The organism is Streptomyces monomycini (assembly GCF_022271435.1).
Lineage (GTDB): Bacteria > Actinomycetota > Actinomycetes > Streptomycetales > Streptomycetaceae > Streptomyces > Streptomyces monomycini.
This window is the reverse complement of record NZ_JAFIQY010000005.1, coordinates 127,531-143,101: the sequence shown is the minus strand read 5'-3', so window position 1 is coordinate 143,101 and position 15,571 is coordinate 127,531. Positions and strand designations below refer to the sequence as shown.

Sequence of the window (15,571 nt, the reverse complement as noted above, 5' to 3'; positions counted from 1 at the left end):
AACGGACCCAATGAGGCCGGTCAACCCGACAGTTTGTCGGGTTGACCGGCCTTGTTGCTGTTATTGGTCGTGCAGCAGCCCCCTGTGGTTCACAGGGGGCTGCTGGTGTTTTTGCTGGTGGGGTGGGGTGGGGTTAGGGGTGGTGGAGGTATCCGGTGGGGGCCAGTGGCTGCGGCGGCGCTTCGGTGTCACCGAGCCGGTGTCGCCGGATGAACCGGTTCTGCACGTGGGCTGGTACGAGGCCGACGCGTACGCGCGGTGGGCGGGCCGGCGGCTGCCCACCGAGGAGGAGTGGGAGAAGGCCGCCCGGCACGACCCGGCCGGCGGCCGCTCCCGTCGCTGCCCCGGCTTCGCCGCCTTCCCCTACCGCGAGTACTCGGAGGTGTTCTTCGGCGGCCCGTACAAGGTGCTGCGCGGCGGGTCCTTCGCCGTCGACCCGGTGGCCTGCCGGGGCACCTTCCGCAACTGGGACCTGCCGGTACGGCGCCAGATCTTCGCCGGCTTCCGCACCGCCCGCGACGCGGACACGGCGGGCGCATGAGGGCCCCGAATCCGCCGGACCCCCGAAAGACGCAGCTCACCCCCTGGAGGCGACCCTGATGTGCCGCCACCTCGCCTACCTCGGCCCGGAACTCCCCCTCGGCTCCCTGATCACCGCCCCCGCCCACGGCTTGTACCGCCAGTCCTGGCAGCCACGCCACCAGATCCACGGCACCGTCAACGCCGACGGCTTCGGCGTCGGCTGATAGGCGCCCGGCGGCCCGGTGCCCGCTCGCTACCGCAGAGCCGGGCCGATTGGGCCGACCCCGGCATCCTGGACCTGTGTCGGGTGCTGCGCACCACCGCGCTGCTCGCCGCAGTACGCGACGCCGCCTTCGCCGAGGCGGCCGCCGCGCCATTCGCCGACGGTTCCTCTTCGCTTAGATGCGTGCCCTGTCACCAGGTCCGGCGAGACCGGCGGCTATCTGGCCGCGGTTGGCCCACCCGCCGTGCCCATCACCGCCGTTGTTGACCCAGGCGTAGATGGGGCCGTTGTCCTCCACCACGAGGTAGTCGGCCTTGCCGTCACCGTCGATGTCGGCGAAACGGACGCAGCTGCCGGGGGCACCGCTGCCGGTGGCCATCTGGCCGCGATCGGACCAGCCGCCGTGGCCGTCCCCGCCCTTGTTCAGCCAAGCGCGGACGGCGCCGTAGTCGTCGACGACGAGGTAGTTGGCCTTGCCGTCACCATTGATGTCCGCGAAGCGTACCCTGCTGGCAGGTGCCTTTGCGTCGATGGTGATGCGACCGCGGTTGGCCCATCCCCCATGTCCGGCACCGCCGTTGTTGAGCCAAGCGTGGACGGCGCCCTTCGTGTCGACCGAGAGGAAATCAGCTTTGCCATCGCCGTTGACGTCAACGCCGTAGTCACCCATGGGCGTCCGATAGGGCGGCGCGGGCTTGACCTCGACGCGCGGTCGGATCCATCCGACCGCCGCCGGGGATACGCCACGGCAGAAGGCGTGAGCCATCTTGACGTAGCCGTTGTCATTGGGATGGAGGATGGAGCCGGTCGGCGATGTCTGTCGTGGTGATGTCGCCCATACCGACGTATCCGACGGCAAGCTCCTTGTTCCGGCGTTCGGCGACAATACGCGGGACCGCGACATTGAACTTCTCCACTCGCCTTTCCACTTGCGGGTCCTTGAACGGGACCACCGAAGAGACGAGTACGGTGACGCCCGGAGCAGCTGTGGTGACCTGGTCCATCAGCCCGCCGAGCCGTTCCGGGGCCGCATCCGGGTCGTAGTTCTGGTCCATGTCATTGGTGCCGATGTGCAGCAGCACCACATTGGGGTGTGCTGCCACCAGCCATCTCTCGACATTGTCGGAGAGCTCATCGATCCGCCAGCCGGAGTGCCCCTAATGATCGAGGCCTGGAAGCGGCCAGTCTCGGAACCTTCCAGTTCTGCTTGTCGGTCACCGACTCCGCGGCGATTGCTGCCGTGGTGCCGGTGGTAGCGGACGCCGTAGTTATCAGACCCGTAAGGAGAGCCGCCGCAGTCAGCACAGGGGCGATCAGCCGTGAGACGGCGCCACGGCGGGAAGTTGATATGGGCATCCCGAAGGAATCCACCTTGAAAAGTTGGAGTGAAGGAGGGGTGCTCTGGGCTGCTAGCGCTCACTGCCCTTGGCCGGTGTGTGCCTGGCGATTCGGATCAGCTTCATGTGGATCCCCAATGGGAATAATCTAACAGTCAGCGCGTACGGCAGCGCCGACCCGGCCGCGTGCAGCAGCGGCGGCACCTCGCCGTATGGCACCACGCCCTCGCCAGCCGGACAGAAGGACCGTCCGCCGCCGTTGGCGGGCCGGTAGTCCTTGACGTGCACGCAGCTCACGTACCGGGCCAGAGCGCGGGTCATCTCGGGGGTTGCCTGGCCGACTTCGTGGAGGTTCGCCACGCCCAGCCGCAGCCCCAGGCCGTGCCCGTTGTACCTGTCCAGGATCTGGTGCAGCGGCGCCCCTGGGACCGCCGCCGGCCGCCGCCCTGCGGACGTTTGACCTCCGTGGGCGGAACCACCCGCCGGAACATCCCTCACAACTCGTTGGGTGCCAGCCGTTCCACCAAGCCCACCATGAACTGCTCAACGACTCATCAGCACCAAAGGAAACGCTGTCTTAGAGTCGGCAACTTCGTCCGCAACAACAATCTAGATCATGTCAACTATGGGCCGTCCTCAACCACTTCTGACTGCACGCATGACAGTGGCGGCGAACACCCCCAGTGTTCGCCGCCGTTTCCGTCAACTACTGTCGTCTAGCTCCCCAGAAGCCTCGACAGGGCGCATCTGACTGGAAATTCCAACGTTTCGGAGCGCTGGGAAAATCGCGGACGGAAGCCCGTGCCCGTGAGGGATCGCTACAACAAAGGAAGTCACCTCATTCCGAATCTGGGCATCGATCAAGAAATCCGGCGGCGGTTACGACCGCCTCCATCAAGCTGCCAGTGTCGTAAGGCGAACCAGATACTGAAGTATCTTCGACACGATAGCGACCTCCATCCATAGGCTTGATGTGAATCTCGCGCGATCCCTGCACTCCAAGATTCGTACTGAGTCGCAATGTCCCATGGCTCAAATTCGGGAACAGTTGACGTAGGCGATACTCGGTGCAAGCGGCCTCCACGAGAGGCCGCTCCTCTTCGAATGTCTCTGAATTCAGGAGCCAGTCCCACTGGGCCGGGACCGGATCGCCCATCTCTCGAGCCTTAGCGAGTCGCGTCAGCGTCATGAAAGGAAAGTTATTTGCGAACTCGCCTACAAACATTCCATCACGCCACGCTACAGATGCAGCAACCAGGGCAGCGAGATCGTCGGTGGCACCTTCCGCCCAGACGAACCGGCCCTCTTGGATGCCAACGAAGAATGTCCTTGTGGACTCGTCGAGCCACACCAAGACCTTTCCGCGACTGGAATCCACCTGCGCGGTGGAGATCACGCCCGGGCCAACCTCGGATTGACTGCGCACTCCGGGCAAATCGAGTCCGGCCTTATCTGCTGCTTCGGCCATGGCCGAAGATAGTGAGCCAGCATCCCGAATCTCCGGATATAGATCGAAGTTGATCGTTCCCATCAGCACTACACCGTCCACGAACTCAATCTATGTAAGGGCGAATTCTGCCGAATGAACCCCAGTTAGGTTCCGGCACTGAGAATTCAATGAGAGAACCATCCTTACCTGGCCGGTAGAACTTTATGCTGTCCCACGAACGTCCACCATGAACCACAGACCTTACAATCATGCCCATCTCGATATCTGTGGCATATGGGTGCCCCGGGGCAAGCCCGTCCCGCGCGGCATCGACGAAAGACCCGACTCCCTTCATGTTTACGTGAAGGATATTGCTGGTATCCCTGATCGCCGCCTCTACCGGCCCTTGCCAGTATTCCGCTTTTCCGAAGTGTTTGTGGCCCAGTTTTTCGGCCCACTCATATGTGCCTTCAGCATTCTGCCCCAGCGCGACATTTCCACATCCACTCTTATGAACGAGTACCGGCGTCGCGCCCGCCAGCACATAGTACGTGTGGATACCCGCCACGGAGAGGTTGCAGACCCTACGGGCCTCGGTCCGGGCGCGGGTGCCGACGACCTCGCGCAGGTCACCGTCGGAGGTGCGGAGCTGATCAGCCTTGGCGTCCATCCACTGGCTACGGTGGCGACCCAGAACGGGTGGCCATCGGTGGCCTTGAGTGTTCCGGTGGCGTTTCCGGCTGCACCATCGGTGTCGATGGTGACTTCTACCAGGTGCTTCTGTCCCTCGCCCGACGATGACGGCGGTGACCGGTCGCGCCTCGGTCCGGCCGGCCACCCCGTAGGGCCTCCGGTAGGGCCAGCCGCCCCGGCTGCTGCACCTACACGAGCGACCGGGCCGCCGCCACCGTGTACGTGTCACACCACCGACCCGCGAGCGCGGTAGAGCTGAGGGCCAGTGCAGTAGCTGACGCCCCGTTTCCGAGCCCCTCGCCCTGCTGTGGGGGCGGCGGCTGCACCAGGGGCGTCCCTGGTGCAGCCGCCGCGCGGTGCACTGTCTCCGAGTGTCAGTGCGGACGGGCGGGAGACACCAACGACAAGCCGCCCCCGGTCTCGTCCCTCCTCAGCCCTGGCTGTACTCGCAGGAGCCTTTCTGCGAGCGGATGACACAGGAACACCCGGTCGTGGGCGGGCGGCAGGCGCTCTCCGTCGTACAGGATGGCCGAGTCCCAGTCGGCGGGGTCGCCCGTGCCCTGCCGGTCGACGATCACGGCGCGGGTCGGTGTCGGGAGGCTCGTCGCTGCCGCTAGGACGGCCGTGTCGGCCTGTTGGGGTGTGAGGCCGTCCAGCCACAGCGTCTGGATCTCACGGCCGAGCGGGTCGTACGCGTACTCGTCGACCACGTCGGTGTCCGCGGAGAACCACCACTGCATGGTGAGGGACGCGATGCGCAGGCCCAGGAGGCGGGCGAGTTCCTCCTGGCGCATGAGGACACCGTCTCCTTCGACGTCGAGGACGACGGCTCGGCCCCGTACCGGATGTACGAGGGCGATGCCGTGTGCCACGAAGAGCTCCGTCTGTTCGGTGAAGGCCGGTACGGCCGCCGATTCCCGGTACCAGCGGATGAATCCGTCAGTCATGGCTAGCAGATCGGCAGCGTGAAGATGCGCACATTCTCTTCTCCGAATACCTTCTTGGTCTGTTTGACGGCCGATTCCGGTGTGAGACGGCCTTCATGCCGGCCTGGTCGGCCGCGTGCTTGCCGATTTTGAGGGCGCTGCCGAACTTGGAGGGCTTGCCGGCCTCGGCGCCGCCGCCGACGTGGACGTACTCGCCGTTCGGGCCGATGACGTCGAGACCACTCGATCCTACGTGGGGCGTCTCGATTTTGATGTCCTGCCCGTTCGATCAGCCTTTGTGCAGGGGCTCGGGTTCGAGTACGAAGACGGGGATCACGCGGTCGGTCTTCTGCTGGTAGTCGGCGTACGCCGGAAACGCGGCGACCGCGCGTTGCCACCACTGGGCCTTCTCGTCCCCGGTGATTTCACGGGCGGTCATGCGTCGGCGTTCGGGGCCGTCCTGGAGTTCCACCTGCGGGTCGGCCTTGAGGTTGAAGTACCAGACGGGGTGGCGCGGGAAGCCGCCCTTCGAGGCCACCGCCGCGTACCGCCCCTCGTGCTCCACGCGCATCAGGGGAATCTTGCGGATCCTGCCGCTCTTCGCGCCGCGCATCGTGACGATGACGACCGGCAGGCCGGTGTCCCAGAGCGTCGTGCCCTGGGTGCCACCCGAACTCTCGTACAGCTCCACCTGGTCGCGCACCCACTGTGCCGGACTCGGCTCGTACTCGCCCTCAAGAGGCATCGCATGCACCCCATGTCGTGTACGGATGGTGTCGGGACAGTCCAGCACAGGCCTCGCGCGGAGGGGAGAGTGCTGTTTCCGCTCTGCCGATGCCTTCGAGTGGGACGGCGGGATTCCGGTGGCGCATCCGGCTGGCATGGGGCGGCAGGGGAGGAGGGGGATGGTCGGTGCCTTTGGGGTGGTTGGGGTGGTTGGGGCAGTCGGGGTGGGCGGGTGGGTTGGGTTCGGGGCGTTCTTCTGGGGGCGGATTCGCGGGGATCTCCAGTGCTTTTCGTTACGCGCCGTGAGGGTTTTGGGGGAGGTCGCGGGGAGGGCTTCGGAGGGGAATGGTGGACTCCTGAAATACTTTCCGGTGCGGCCTGGTCGGAGGGTCGGGCCGGGGTAATGTTGAGGTAATACGGAACATGTTAGGCGGGGCGGTCGGCGCCGGGGTGCGGACGCGGGCGGTGACCGTTCCGGAGGCCGGGGGACCGGCCGGTGTGGATTTCCTGTGACCGTTGGATCCGAAGGGTCGGTTGCGGCTGGATATCCGTCCAACTGAACAACGCGAGTCCGGATACGGGGGTGAACCGGCTCATGAAGTTGGTGGAGCGGGACACGGAGCTCTCCGTCCTGGAGGGCCTGCTCGACGCCTGCGCGGCCGGGCGTGGGGGCGCGGTGGTGGTCAGTGGCGCGGTGGGCGGTGGCAAGACGGCCCTGCTGCGCGCCTTCCGGGAGCGGGCCGCGCCCACCGGAGCCTTGTGGTTGCAGGCCACGGCGGTCGCGGCGGAGAAGGACGTGCCGCTGCGTGCGGCCGGGCAGTTGCTGCGTACGGCGGAGCTGGCCGGCGCGGGCGCGGAACCGGTGGTGTGGCTGCCGCCGCCGGCCGGGGGCGGTGGCGCGCCGGTGCGGGCGGCCGAGGAGACGCTTCCCGCCGAGATCGCCGTGAACGTCGTTCCGCGGGTGTGCGGCATTCTGTTCGCCCAGGCCAGGAAGCGGCCGGTCGTCGTATGCATCGACGATGTCCATCAGGCCGACGCCTATTCGCTGGAATGCGTGGCGTATGTGGTGCGGCGGCTGGCTGTCAGCAGGATTCTGGTGGTTCTCGGGGAAAGCAACGGTACGGCGTGGGAGGACAGTCCGGTGCGGCGGGAATTGCTGCGCAGTACGGCGTGCCGATTCCTGCATGTCGGTCCGTTGCCGCGAGACGGTGTTGTAGCCATGCTGGCCGCCGGGCAGAAAGGGCGGCGTTCGGCGCCGCCCGTTGCGGAATTCCACCGGCTGAGCGGCGGCAGCCCGCTGTTGATGGAGGCGCTGCTGGACGACTACGCGGACGCGGAGCGGGCCGGGGGTACGGGGCCGGTGCCCGGTGAGGCGTACGAACGTGCCGTGGCGCAGTGCCTGAGCCGCAGCGACGACCTCACGCGGCGTACCGCCTGGCTGCTGGCGGTGCTCGGGGAACGGGCCGCGCACGCCGGGCCCGCCGAACTGCTCGGGGTGTCCCGCCAGACCGGCGAACGCAGCCTGCGCGCCTTGCACGACATGGGGCTGCTCGCCCATGGCCGGTTCCGTCACGAGGCGGGGCGGACGGCGGTGCTACGGCGGGCGGAACCGCCGCGCAGCGCGCGCTTGGAGGCCCGCGTCGCCCAAGTGCTGTACGAGTACGGTGCGCCGGCGACCGCACTGGCCCGTCACCTGGTGGCCGCGGAGACCGTCGACGCGCCATGGGCGCTGCCCGTACTGCTGGAGGCGGCGGAGGAAGCGCTGGCCCGCGACGAGGTGGGCACCGCGCTGGACTGCCTGCGCGTGGCCAGGGACAGCTGTGCGGACGAGCGGCAGTTGCTGGAGGTCAGGCTCGCGCTGGTGCGCGCCGGGTGGCGGGTCGACCCGTCCGCCGCCGTACGGCACCTGTCGGCGCTCACCGACGCGGCACCGGCCGGGCGGCTCACGGTGCGCGCCATGAAGGCACTGGTCGGCCATCTGCTGTGGTTCGGCAGGGCGGACGATGCCTTGGAGGTTCTGCGGATCGTGGAGGGGGAGGAGCAGGAGGAGGAGGCGGCGGGGGGAAGCGCGGGGGCGGCGCTGGATCCGGTGCGGTTCTGGTTCGCGTACGGGTATCCGGGGCTGGCGGGGAAGTACCGCGCCGAGGTGGCCGCGGGCCCGTATCGCGGTACGGCGGCGGGTGGCCGGGCCCCCGACCTGACGCCTGAGCAGGAGACCCAGCAGCGCGCGCTGGCCCTGATGGCGTCCGTACTGGACCAGAGGGTGACCGGCGACGTGACGGGCCGCGCGGAGCGGATCCTCCAGGAGACCCGGCCGGAGGACCGTACTCCGGCGGCGGGGCTGGCCGCGCTGGTCGCGCTCGTCGTCGCCGACGGGCTGCCGGAGGCCGCCCGCTGGTGCGAGATCCTGCTCGCCGAGGCGCGGGAGCACCGTACGCCCATGTGGCAGTCGCTGTTCGCCGCGGCCAAGGCGTTCATCGAGATCAGACTCGGCGAGCTGGCCGCGGCGGAGGAGTCGGCGCACACCGCGCTCACCGTCGTCCCGCCCGAAGGGTGGGGGGCGGCCGTCGCCGCCCCGGTCGCCGCGCTGCTGTACACGAAGGCCGCCACGGGACGGCTGGACGAGGCGGCGGCCCATCTGAAGGTCCCCGTGCCCGACGCGGCGTTCCGGACGCCCGCCGGGCTGCTGTATCTCTGGGCCCGCGGCCACTACCAGCTCGCCGCCGGCCGGCCGTACGCCGCGCTGGAGGACTTCCACCGCTGCGGTGACCTGATGGCGCGGTGGCGCCTGGACCTGTCCGGGCTGGTTCCGTGGCGGACCGACGCCGCGCAGGTCCATGTCGCGCTCGGGGACGACCGCCGCGCGCGGGCCCTGCTGGAGGAGGAGCTGGTCCGTACCGGGTGCCGCCAGCTGTGGACGCGGGGCGTCGCGCTGCGGGTGCTGGCGGCGCTGGCCGAGCGCGCGGACCGGCCGCGGCTCCTCGGGGAGGCGATGGACATCCTCCAGCGCGGCGGGCACCGGCTGGAGTTCGCGTACGCGATGGCGGAACTGTCGTACAGCTACTGGGACATGAACGACGACAGCCGGGCCCGCATCGCGGCGCGCAAGGCGCAGCAGCTGATGCGGGAGTGCGGCATCAAGGCGCCCGTCCTGAAGGCCTCGCCGGTGGGTGCGGCGAGCGCCTGCCCGCCCGAGCGGTCCGGGGCGGTCGGCGCGTGCCGTCCGCCCGCCGAGCTGAGCGGCGCGGAGCTGCGGGTCGCGACGCTCGCCGCCCGTGGCTACACCAACCGGCAGATCGCCGGGGCGCTGTTCATCACGATCAGCACCGTGGAGCAGCATCTGACCCGGGCCTACCGGAAGCTGGGCGTCCAGCGCCGTACCGATCTGGCGACGCGGCTGGAGCCGGACGCCGTGGAGGACGCCGGTCTCGACGGGTGCGAGGACGGCGCCTCGCGGGACTGCCTGCGCGCCGGGTAGGCGGGGCGTGCCGGACAGGCAGAGCGTGCCGGACAGGGAGGGCGTGCCGGACAGGGAGGGCGTGCCGGACAGGGAGGGCGTGCATGGCCAAGGGTCGCAGTTAAGGGCTGTAGGCAAGGGCCGCAGCATAGGGCCGTAGCCAAGAGCTGTAGCGAACGGCAGGCCTGCGGTGCCCCGTGGAGGTTGCGCGGTTGGACAGTCCGGCGCGTGCGTGTGGAATCATTGACGGTGATACGGAATATCGCGAACTCCGCTGTGCAGCAGGGGAGTTGACGCGATCCGGTGGCTCGGACGGAGTTGGCGGACGGGTGCGCACCGCGGCCGGACGGTCCGTTCGGGCCCCGGCAGCCGGTCCGGCGCGCGGCGGTGCGGGCGTGCGCCGGTTTCTCGTCCAGCCACACCCGGCCGGCCGGTGCCGGTCACTCAACGGGAGGAACCCCTCATGGTGGTGGTGATGGCCCCCGGGGCCACGCAGGAGGATGTCGACGCCGTCGTCGGTCTGGTGCGCTCGGCGGGTGGTGACGCCTTCGTCAGCCGGGGGGTGACCCGGACGATCGTCGGACTCGTCGGGGACGTGGACGAGTTCGAGGCGCTCAACCTGCGCAGCCGCAGGGGCGTCCTCGACGTCGTACGGATCTCCGTGCCCTACAAGCTGGTCAGCCGGGAGCACCACCCTGCCCGATCGGTCGTGCGGGTCGGCGGTGTGCCGATCGGGCCCGACACCCTGTCCGTCATCGCGGGGCCGTGCGCGGTGGAGTCCGCCGAGCAGACACTCACCGCGGCGCGGATGGCCCGGTCCGCCGGGGCCGCGCTGCTGCGTGGCGGCGCGTTCAAGCCGCGCACCTCGCCGTACGCCTACCAGGGGCTGGGCGAGACCGGGCTGCGCATCCTCGCCGACGTACGGGCCGAGACCGGGCTGCCGGTGGTCACCGAGGTCATCGACCCGGGCAGCGTCGAACTGGTCGCCTCCTACGCGGACATGCTCCAGATCGGCACCCGCAACATGCAGAACTTCGCGCTGCTCCAGGCGGTGGGCTCGGCGGGCAAGCCCGTGCTGCTCAAGCGCGGGTTCGGCGCGACCATCGACGAGTGGCTGATGGCCGCCGAGTACATCGCGCAGCGCGGCAACCTGGACATCGTGCTGTGCGAGCGCGGCATCCGTACGTTCGAGACCGCGACCCGCAACACGCTGGACATCAGCGCGGTACCGGTGGCCCAGCGCCTGTCGCACCTCCCGGTGATCGTGGACCCGTCGCACTCCGGCGGCCGCCGCGAACTGGTCCTGCCGCTGATGCGGGCGGCGCTGGCGGTCGGCGCGGACGGCGTCATGATCGATGTGCATCCGGCGCCGGAGACGGCGCGGTGCGACGGTGACCAGGCGCTGCTGGAGGCCGACATGCGGGAGATCGCCAGTACGGCCACGATCCTGTCGCCGCTGATGGGCCGGACGCTCACCCAGCCGGTGCCGCAGGCCGTGGCCGCCGCCTCCTGAGACCGACGGAGCCCCGGCTCCTGTCGGCGGGGTGCGCGCCGCCGGTAGGGGTACCCCGACGGGCGGCCGGACGAAAGCGCACACGACCCACCGTCCGGCCGTCTGGTACAGGCCAATTTCCGTGTCCGCGACCGGACGCGTGGGACGTCCGGGAGCCGGTGTTCCCCGGAGCACGGGGCCGCCCGCGATAGGGGTACCGGTGCTGAACCCGTAATGTCGTCGGAGGCTGACCCATCGGGCATCCTGGGGTATGTCGGAGAGATGCGATACGCACAGGGCGGCGGACTGACCGCCGAGCGGCGGGAGTTCCGCGAACGGCTGCGGCTGAAGGCGGTCGAGCGGTTCGCGCGGGACGAGACCAACGCGGTGATCGCCCGGGAGCTGCGGGTGAGCGTGCGGTCGGTGCAGCGGTGGCGCAGAGCCTGGCAGCAGGCGGGGGAGCGGGCACTGGACTCCAAGGGGCCGGCGTCCCGGCCGCGGCTGAGCCCGGCCCAGTTCCGCCGGCTGGAGGCGGAACTCGCCCGGGGGCCGGCCGCCTACGGCTGGGCGGGGGACCGCTGGACGCTGGAGCGCATCCAGGCCGTGATCGTACGGCGGTTCCGCGTGACGTACACGGTGCAGGGTGTGCGCAAGCTGATGCGCCGCCACGGGTGGACGTACGTGGCGCCGGCGGCCGGCGGGGAGGGGCGGGCGGCCGGCGGGTGGACGCGGCGGGAGGACCCGCGCGGCGGGCGCGGCCGGCGGGGGACGCGGACCGGCTGACCGGTGCGGGTGGGCGGCGGAGCCGCCCGTGTCGTCCGTGTCATCTGTGTCGTCGGGGACCGGGAACGGGAGCCGAACGGGGATCGAACGGGAGCCGAAAGGCCCGATTCCGGTGTCCGGTGGAATGCGACATCGCGGGTTCAGGCACTTCAGGTAGGGGTGCCCCGTAGATAAAGGCACTGTTAGAGTATGTATCTGTATGGGGGAAGATGGTTTGTTTGAATATGTGTTCCGCTTCGCGTGCGGCGTTTTCTGCGGTTCGGGAACCTTCCTCCCCCGCCGGGAGTTGTCACCGGTCGAGAAGCGGGGGTGGGTTCTACACACCTGAACGGCCCGGCGATGTCCTCCTCAGGCCGGCATCGCCGAAGCACGGGCCTGCCGTACGTCGTTAGGGTGCGTCGGCGCGAGCTTGCGCACGGGGGAATCACAACGCGAGGAGCCTGGAGTGGAACCTGGGCAGGCGCACCTGGATATGCAGACGGTCGTCGAAGTGGAGATCAACGCGCTTTCGGTGGCCGGTTCTCCGCGCATATCCGGGGAAGACACGGAACATGTGGACATGCTGACGGTGGCACAGGCACCGCTGCCGCCCATCATCGCGCACCGCGCGACGATGCGGGTCATCGACGGTGTCCACCGACTACGAGCCGCGGAACGGCGCGGCGACGACAAGATCGCGGTGAGGTTCTTCGACGGTGACGAGGCCGACGCCTTCGTCCTGGCCGTCGAGTCGAACATCACGCACGGCCTTCCGCTGTCCATGGCGGACCGCAAGAACGCGGCCGAACGCATCATCCGTTCACACCCGTTGTGGTCGGACCGGATGATCGCCTCGGTCACCGGCATCGCGCCGGGCACCGTCGCGGAGATCCGCCGGCGGGTGGCGGGCGCGGCCGCCGCGGGGCGCGGCAGGATCGGCCAGGACGGCCGCTTCCGGCCGCTCAACGGAGCCGAGGGCCGCCGGCTCGCCGGCAACCTCATCGCCGAGAACCCCGGTCTGTCGCTGCGGCAGATCGCGCGGGCGTCCGGGATCTCGCCCGAGACGGCGCGCGACGTCCGCAACCGGCTGCGCCGGGGCGAGGAACCGCTCCTGAAGGGGCGGGGGCGGCCGGTCCGGGCGCCGCAGGAGCAGTTGCCCGCCGGACCCGCCGACGCGGGGGACGGCGGTGAGGGCGCGGTGCCCGTGCGGATGCCCGTCCAGGACCGGACGGTGGTCGTACGCCGCCTCAAGGTCGACCCGGCCCTGCGGTTCAGCGAGACCGGGCGGACGCTGCTGCGGCTGCTGAGCATCCACACGATCAGCCCGGAGGAGTGGGACGACATCATGGCGAACATTCCTCCGCACTGCAGTGGCATCATCGCGCAACTGGCCCGGGAATGCGCGGACATCTGGGCGGACTTCGCCCAGCGGGCCGAGCGCAATGTCGCCGAGGCCGTCTGACAGGCGGCCGCACCATGTCCAAGTGAGGAACGCGGCCGGTTGGACGATTGTGGCCCGGCCGGCCGCACCTGACGGAAACGCGCGATACGGTCGGTACCGGCGGGCGCCCGCGAAAGCGCCGCCCGCCGGGCCGCCCGGCACCCGGCGCCGTGAATTCTCCGGTGCACCGGCGTGCCGTGGACCGGTGCCGCACTTTCACCTTTTCCGTGGCCGGGCGAGAAATGCCTGGAGCCGCCCCGGGTCCATCGGCCTGGCTGGCGGGAGTTGATATGGGTATCGTCGAAATGGCGCACCGCAGCAGGACAGTATTCCGGTCACCGCATTCGGTGGGCCGGTCTTCGTGAAAGCTCGCCGAACATGACGGATCGGGCGCCCCTCGGGGTGCCGCCTTTTCCATGCGGTCCGACCGCATGACCAGGAATCCCGACCCAGGAGGTTTCCGCTGATATGTTTGCCGGACAAGGCTCGGGCATCATGCTGGCGACGTACGACGACCCGGGCAATTCCACGGCTTCGCAGCGGCTCCGGCCGGGAACGCTCCGCCGGATTCTCGCGTATGCGAAGCCGCATTCCCGCGAGAGCGTCCTGCTGGTGCTGCTGACCGTGCTGGACTCGCTCATCATCGTCTCCACCCCGCTGCTCCTCAAGGAGATCATCGACGTCGGCATCCTCCAGAAGGACACGACGGTGCTGACGGTGATCTCGCTCGTCGTCGCGGGGCTCGCCGTCCTCGACGCGGGGCTCCAGCTCGCGCAGAGCTGGTACTCGGGCCGGATCAGCCAGGGCGTCAGCTACGACCTGCGGGTGCAGGCGTTCACCCACGTACAGCGCCAGCCGCTGGCCTTCTTCACCCGGACCCAGACCGGGTCCCTGGTCAGTCGGCTCAACACGGACGTGGTGGGCGCGCAGCACGCGCTGGGCACCCTCCTGGGCTCGCTGTCCAGCGTGTTCACGCTGGTGCTGGTCCTCGGCAGCATGTTCTACCTGTCGTGGCTGGTCAGTCTGGTGGCGCTGGTGATCCTGCCGATCTTCATGATTCCCGGCGCGCTGGTCGGGCGGCGGCTGACGCGCTACTCCCGCGAACAGATGCAGATGAACGCCGAGATGGGCGCGACCATCGGCGAGCGCTTCAACGTGGCGGGCGCGATGCTCTCCAAGCTCTTCGGCCGCCCGCGCGAGGAGGCACAGCTGTTCGCCGAGCGCGCGGAGAAGGTGCGCAAGGTCGGCACCACCTGGATGGTGCTGAGCCGGCTGACGGTCATCATCATGACGCTGCTGGCCGCCGTGGTCACCGCGCTCGTCTACGGCCTCGGCGGCGCCATGGTCGTCGACGGGACCTTCCAGGTCGGCACGCTGGTGGCGCTGGCCGCCCTGCTGGCCCGCCTGTACGGCCCGATCACCCAGCTGTCCAGCATCCAGGGCGAGGCGCACACCGCGATGGTCAGCTTCGACCGGATCTTCGAACTCCTGGACCTGAAGCCGCTGATTACCGAGCGGGAGAACGCGACCGACCTGCCCACGCCGGACGACGGAGCCGCCCCCGAGATCACCTTCGACGGGGTGTCCTTCCGCTACCCGAAGGCGAGCGAGGTCTCCCTGGCATCCCTGGAGTCCAACGCGCTGCCCGCCGACGAGCGGTCCCAGGATGCGCCCGAGGTGCTGCGTGACATCAGCTTCACGGCGCCGTCCGGCAAGCTCACCGCGCTGGTGGGCCCGTCCGGCGTGGGCAAGACGACCGCCACGCACCTGGTCTCGCGGCTGTACGACCCGTCGGCGGGCAGTGTCCGCATCGCCGGGCAGGACCTGCGCGACGTCACCCTGGACTCGCTGCGCCGGACCGTCGGTGTGGTGTCCCAGGACGCCCACCTCTTCCACGACACCATCCGCAACAACCTCACCTACGCCCGCCCCGGCGCCACCGAGGAGGAGCTGATCGAGGCGTGCCGGGCCGCGCAGATCTGGGACACCATCAACGCGCTGCCCAGCGGCCTGGACACGGTGGCGGGCGACCGCGGCTACCGGCTCTCGGGCGGCGAGAAGCAACGCCTGGCGCTGGCCCGGCTGCTGCTCAAGGCCCCGTCCATCGTGGTCCTCGACGAGGCGACCGCGCACCTGGACTCGGAGTCCGAGGCGGCCGTCCAGCGGGCCCTGAAGACGGCGCTGCACGGCCGTACCTCCGTCGTCATCGCGCACCGGCTGTCCACCATCCGCGAGGCCGACCAGATCCTGGTCTTCGACGAGGGCGGCATCCGCGAACGGGGCACGCACGAGGAGCTGCTGGCGGCCGGCGGGCTCTACGCGGAGCTGTACCACACACAGTTCGCCCGGCAGGCCGTCAATGGCAGCGGGCCCGGCCCGGCCGAGCCCGGCCCCGAGGAGGATCGCCGGCCGCAGGAGTCTGCGCCGCAGATGATGCCGGGCGGCATGGTCTTCTTCGACGGCTCCGGGCCCGACGACGGCGGCGGCGCCCCGGGCGGCGGGGTGTGGCACACCAACGGTCCGGGCCCCGGCAGCCGCTGAGCCGGCGGCCGCTGAACCGGCA

At 69.5% G+C, this 15,571-nt stretch carries 10 protein-coding genes and 4 pseudogenes; 7 read left to right on the top strand and 7 right to left on the bottom strand.

The genetic code is table 11. The annotated features are described in order from the left end of the window. Positions 1-115 precede the first annotated feature (115 nt). Both JXZ78_RS08515 and JXZ78_RS08510 read left to right on the top strand, forming a co-directional pair. Positions 116-541 (top strand): annotated as a pseudogene (locus JXZ78_RS08515) (SUMF1/EgtB/PvdO family nonheme iron enzyme); the annotation flags it as partial. A 58-nt stretch (positions 542-599) separates the two neighbouring features. Beyond that, positions 600-910, top strand: a pseudogene (locus tag JXZ78_RS08510) (class II glutamine amidotransferase domain-containing protein); the annotation flags it as partial. A 10-nt stretch (positions 911-920) separates the two neighbouring features. On the opposite strand, the gene JXZ78_RS08505 reads toward JXZ78_RS08510, so the two are convergent. From JXZ78_RS08505 to JXZ78_RS08475, 7 genes and pseudogenes are all read right to left on the bottom strand, one after another. Next, on the bottom strand, positions 921-1,415 hold the full coding sequence (locus JXZ78_RS08505; RefSeq protein WP_050502839.1) for an FG-GAP repeat domain-containing protein: 495 nt from the start codon (positions 1,413-1,415) through the stop codon (positions 921-923). A gap of 112 nt (positions 1,416-1,527) precedes the next feature. Then, positions 1,528-1,890 (bottom strand): annotated as a pseudogene (locus JXZ78_RS08500) (GDSL-type esterase/lipase family protein); the annotation flags it as partial. Between the two features lie 264 nt (positions 1,891-2,154). Then, complete coding sequence (locus JXZ78_RS08495) at positions 2,155-2,442, bottom strand: IolE/MocC family protein (protein ID WP_030022962.1); 288 nt, start codon at positions 2,440-2,442, stop codon at positions 2,155-2,157. Positions 2,443-2,920: 478 nt separating this feature from the next. Next, complete coding sequence (locus JXZ78_RS40685; RefSeq protein ID WP_157851701.1) at positions 2,921-3,631, bottom strand: DUF6193 family natural product biosynthesis protein; 711 nt, start codon at positions 3,629-3,631, stop codon at positions 2,921-2,923. Positions 3,632-3,635: 4 nt separating this feature from the next. Then, positions 3,636-4,181, bottom strand: coding sequence for a hypothetical protein (locus tag JXZ78_RS08485; protein ID WP_157851702.1), 546 nt, complete (start codon positions 4,179-4,181; stop codon positions 3,636-3,638). Positions 4,182-4,578: 397 nt separating this feature from the next. Further along, the gene (locus tag JXZ78_RS08480; RefSeq protein WP_030022964.1) at positions 4,579-5,151 is read right to left on the bottom strand and encodes a hypothetical protein; all 573 of its coding nucleotides are present in this window, start codon (positions 5,149-5,151) and stop codon (positions 4,579-4,581) included. 268 nt (positions 5,152-5,419) lie between these two features. Then, positions 5,420-5,875 (bottom strand): nitroreductase family deazaflavin-dependent oxidoreductase, encoded by a 456-nt coding sequence (locus JXZ78_RS08475; RefSeq protein ID WP_030022965.1) that lies wholly within the window; start codon positions 5,873-5,875, stop codon positions 5,420-5,422. Between the two features lie 576 nt (positions 5,876-6,451). On the opposite strand from JXZ78_RS08475, the gene JXZ78_RS08470 reads away from it, so the two are divergent. From JXZ78_RS08470 to JXZ78_RS08450, 5 genes and pseudogenes are all read left to right on the top strand, one after another. Further along, the gene (locus JXZ78_RS08470; protein ID WP_238782760.1) at positions 6,452-9,334 is read left to right on the top strand and encodes a helix-turn-helix transcriptional regulator; all 2,883 of its coding nucleotides are present in this window, start codon (positions 6,452-6,454) and stop codon (positions 9,332-9,334) included. Positions 9,335-9,776: 442 nt separating this feature from the next. Further along, on the top strand, positions 9,777-10,826 hold the full coding sequence (gene aroF, locus JXZ78_RS08465) for a 3-deoxy-7-phosphoheptulonate synthase (RefSeq protein ID WP_030024782.1): 1,050 nt from the start codon (positions 9,777-9,779) through the stop codon (positions 10,824-10,826). Between the two features lie 261 nt (positions 10,827-11,087). Beyond that, positions 11,088-11,498 (top strand): annotated as a pseudogene (locus JXZ78_RS08460) (winged helix-turn-helix domain-containing protein); the annotation flags it as partial. A 535-nt stretch (positions 11,499-12,033) separates the two neighbouring features. Continuing rightward, positions 12,034-13,029 (top strand): ParB N-terminal domain-containing protein, encoded by a 996-nt coding sequence (locus JXZ78_RS08455; RefSeq protein ID WP_030024780.1) that lies wholly within the window; start codon positions 12,034-12,036, stop codon positions 13,027-13,029. 447 nt (positions 13,030-13,476) lie between these two features. Next, complete coding sequence (locus tag JXZ78_RS08450; protein WP_030024778.1) at positions 13,477-15,549, top strand: ABC transporter ATP-binding protein; 2,073 nt, start codon at positions 13,477-13,479, stop codon at positions 15,547-15,549. Positions 15,550-15,571: the final 22 nt, after the last annotated feature.

Excerpts from the sequence above, each read along its gene's own strand:
- JXZ78_RS08505 (WP_050502839.1), bottom strand. The coding sequence starts at position 1,415 with ATGGGTGACTACGGCGTTGACGTCAACGGCGATGGCAAAGCTGATTTC.
- JXZ78_RS08485 (WP_157851702.1), bottom strand. The coding sequence starts at position 4,181 with ATGGACGCCAAGGCTGATCAGCTCCGCACCTCCGACGGTGACCTGCGC.
- JXZ78_RS08480 (WP_030022964.1), bottom strand. The coding sequence starts at position 5,151 with ATGACTGACGGATTCATCCGCTGGTACCGGGAATCGGCGGCCGTACCG.
- JXZ78_RS08475 (WP_030022965.1), bottom strand. The coding sequence starts at position 5,875 with ATGCCTCTTGAGGGCGAGTACGAGCCGAGTCCGGCACAGTGGGTGCGC.
- JXZ78_RS08470 (WP_238782760.1), top strand. The coding sequence starts at position 6,452 with ATGAAGTTGGTGGAGCGGGACACGGAGCTCTCCGTCCTGGAGGGCCTG.
- aroF (WP_030024782.1), top strand. The coding sequence starts at position 9,777 with ATGGTGGTGGTGATGGCCCCCGGGGCCACGCAGGAGGATGTCGACGCC.
- JXZ78_RS08450 (WP_030024778.1), top strand. The coding sequence starts at position 13,477 with ATGTTTGCCGGACAAGGCTCGGGCATCATGCTGGCGACGTACGACGAC.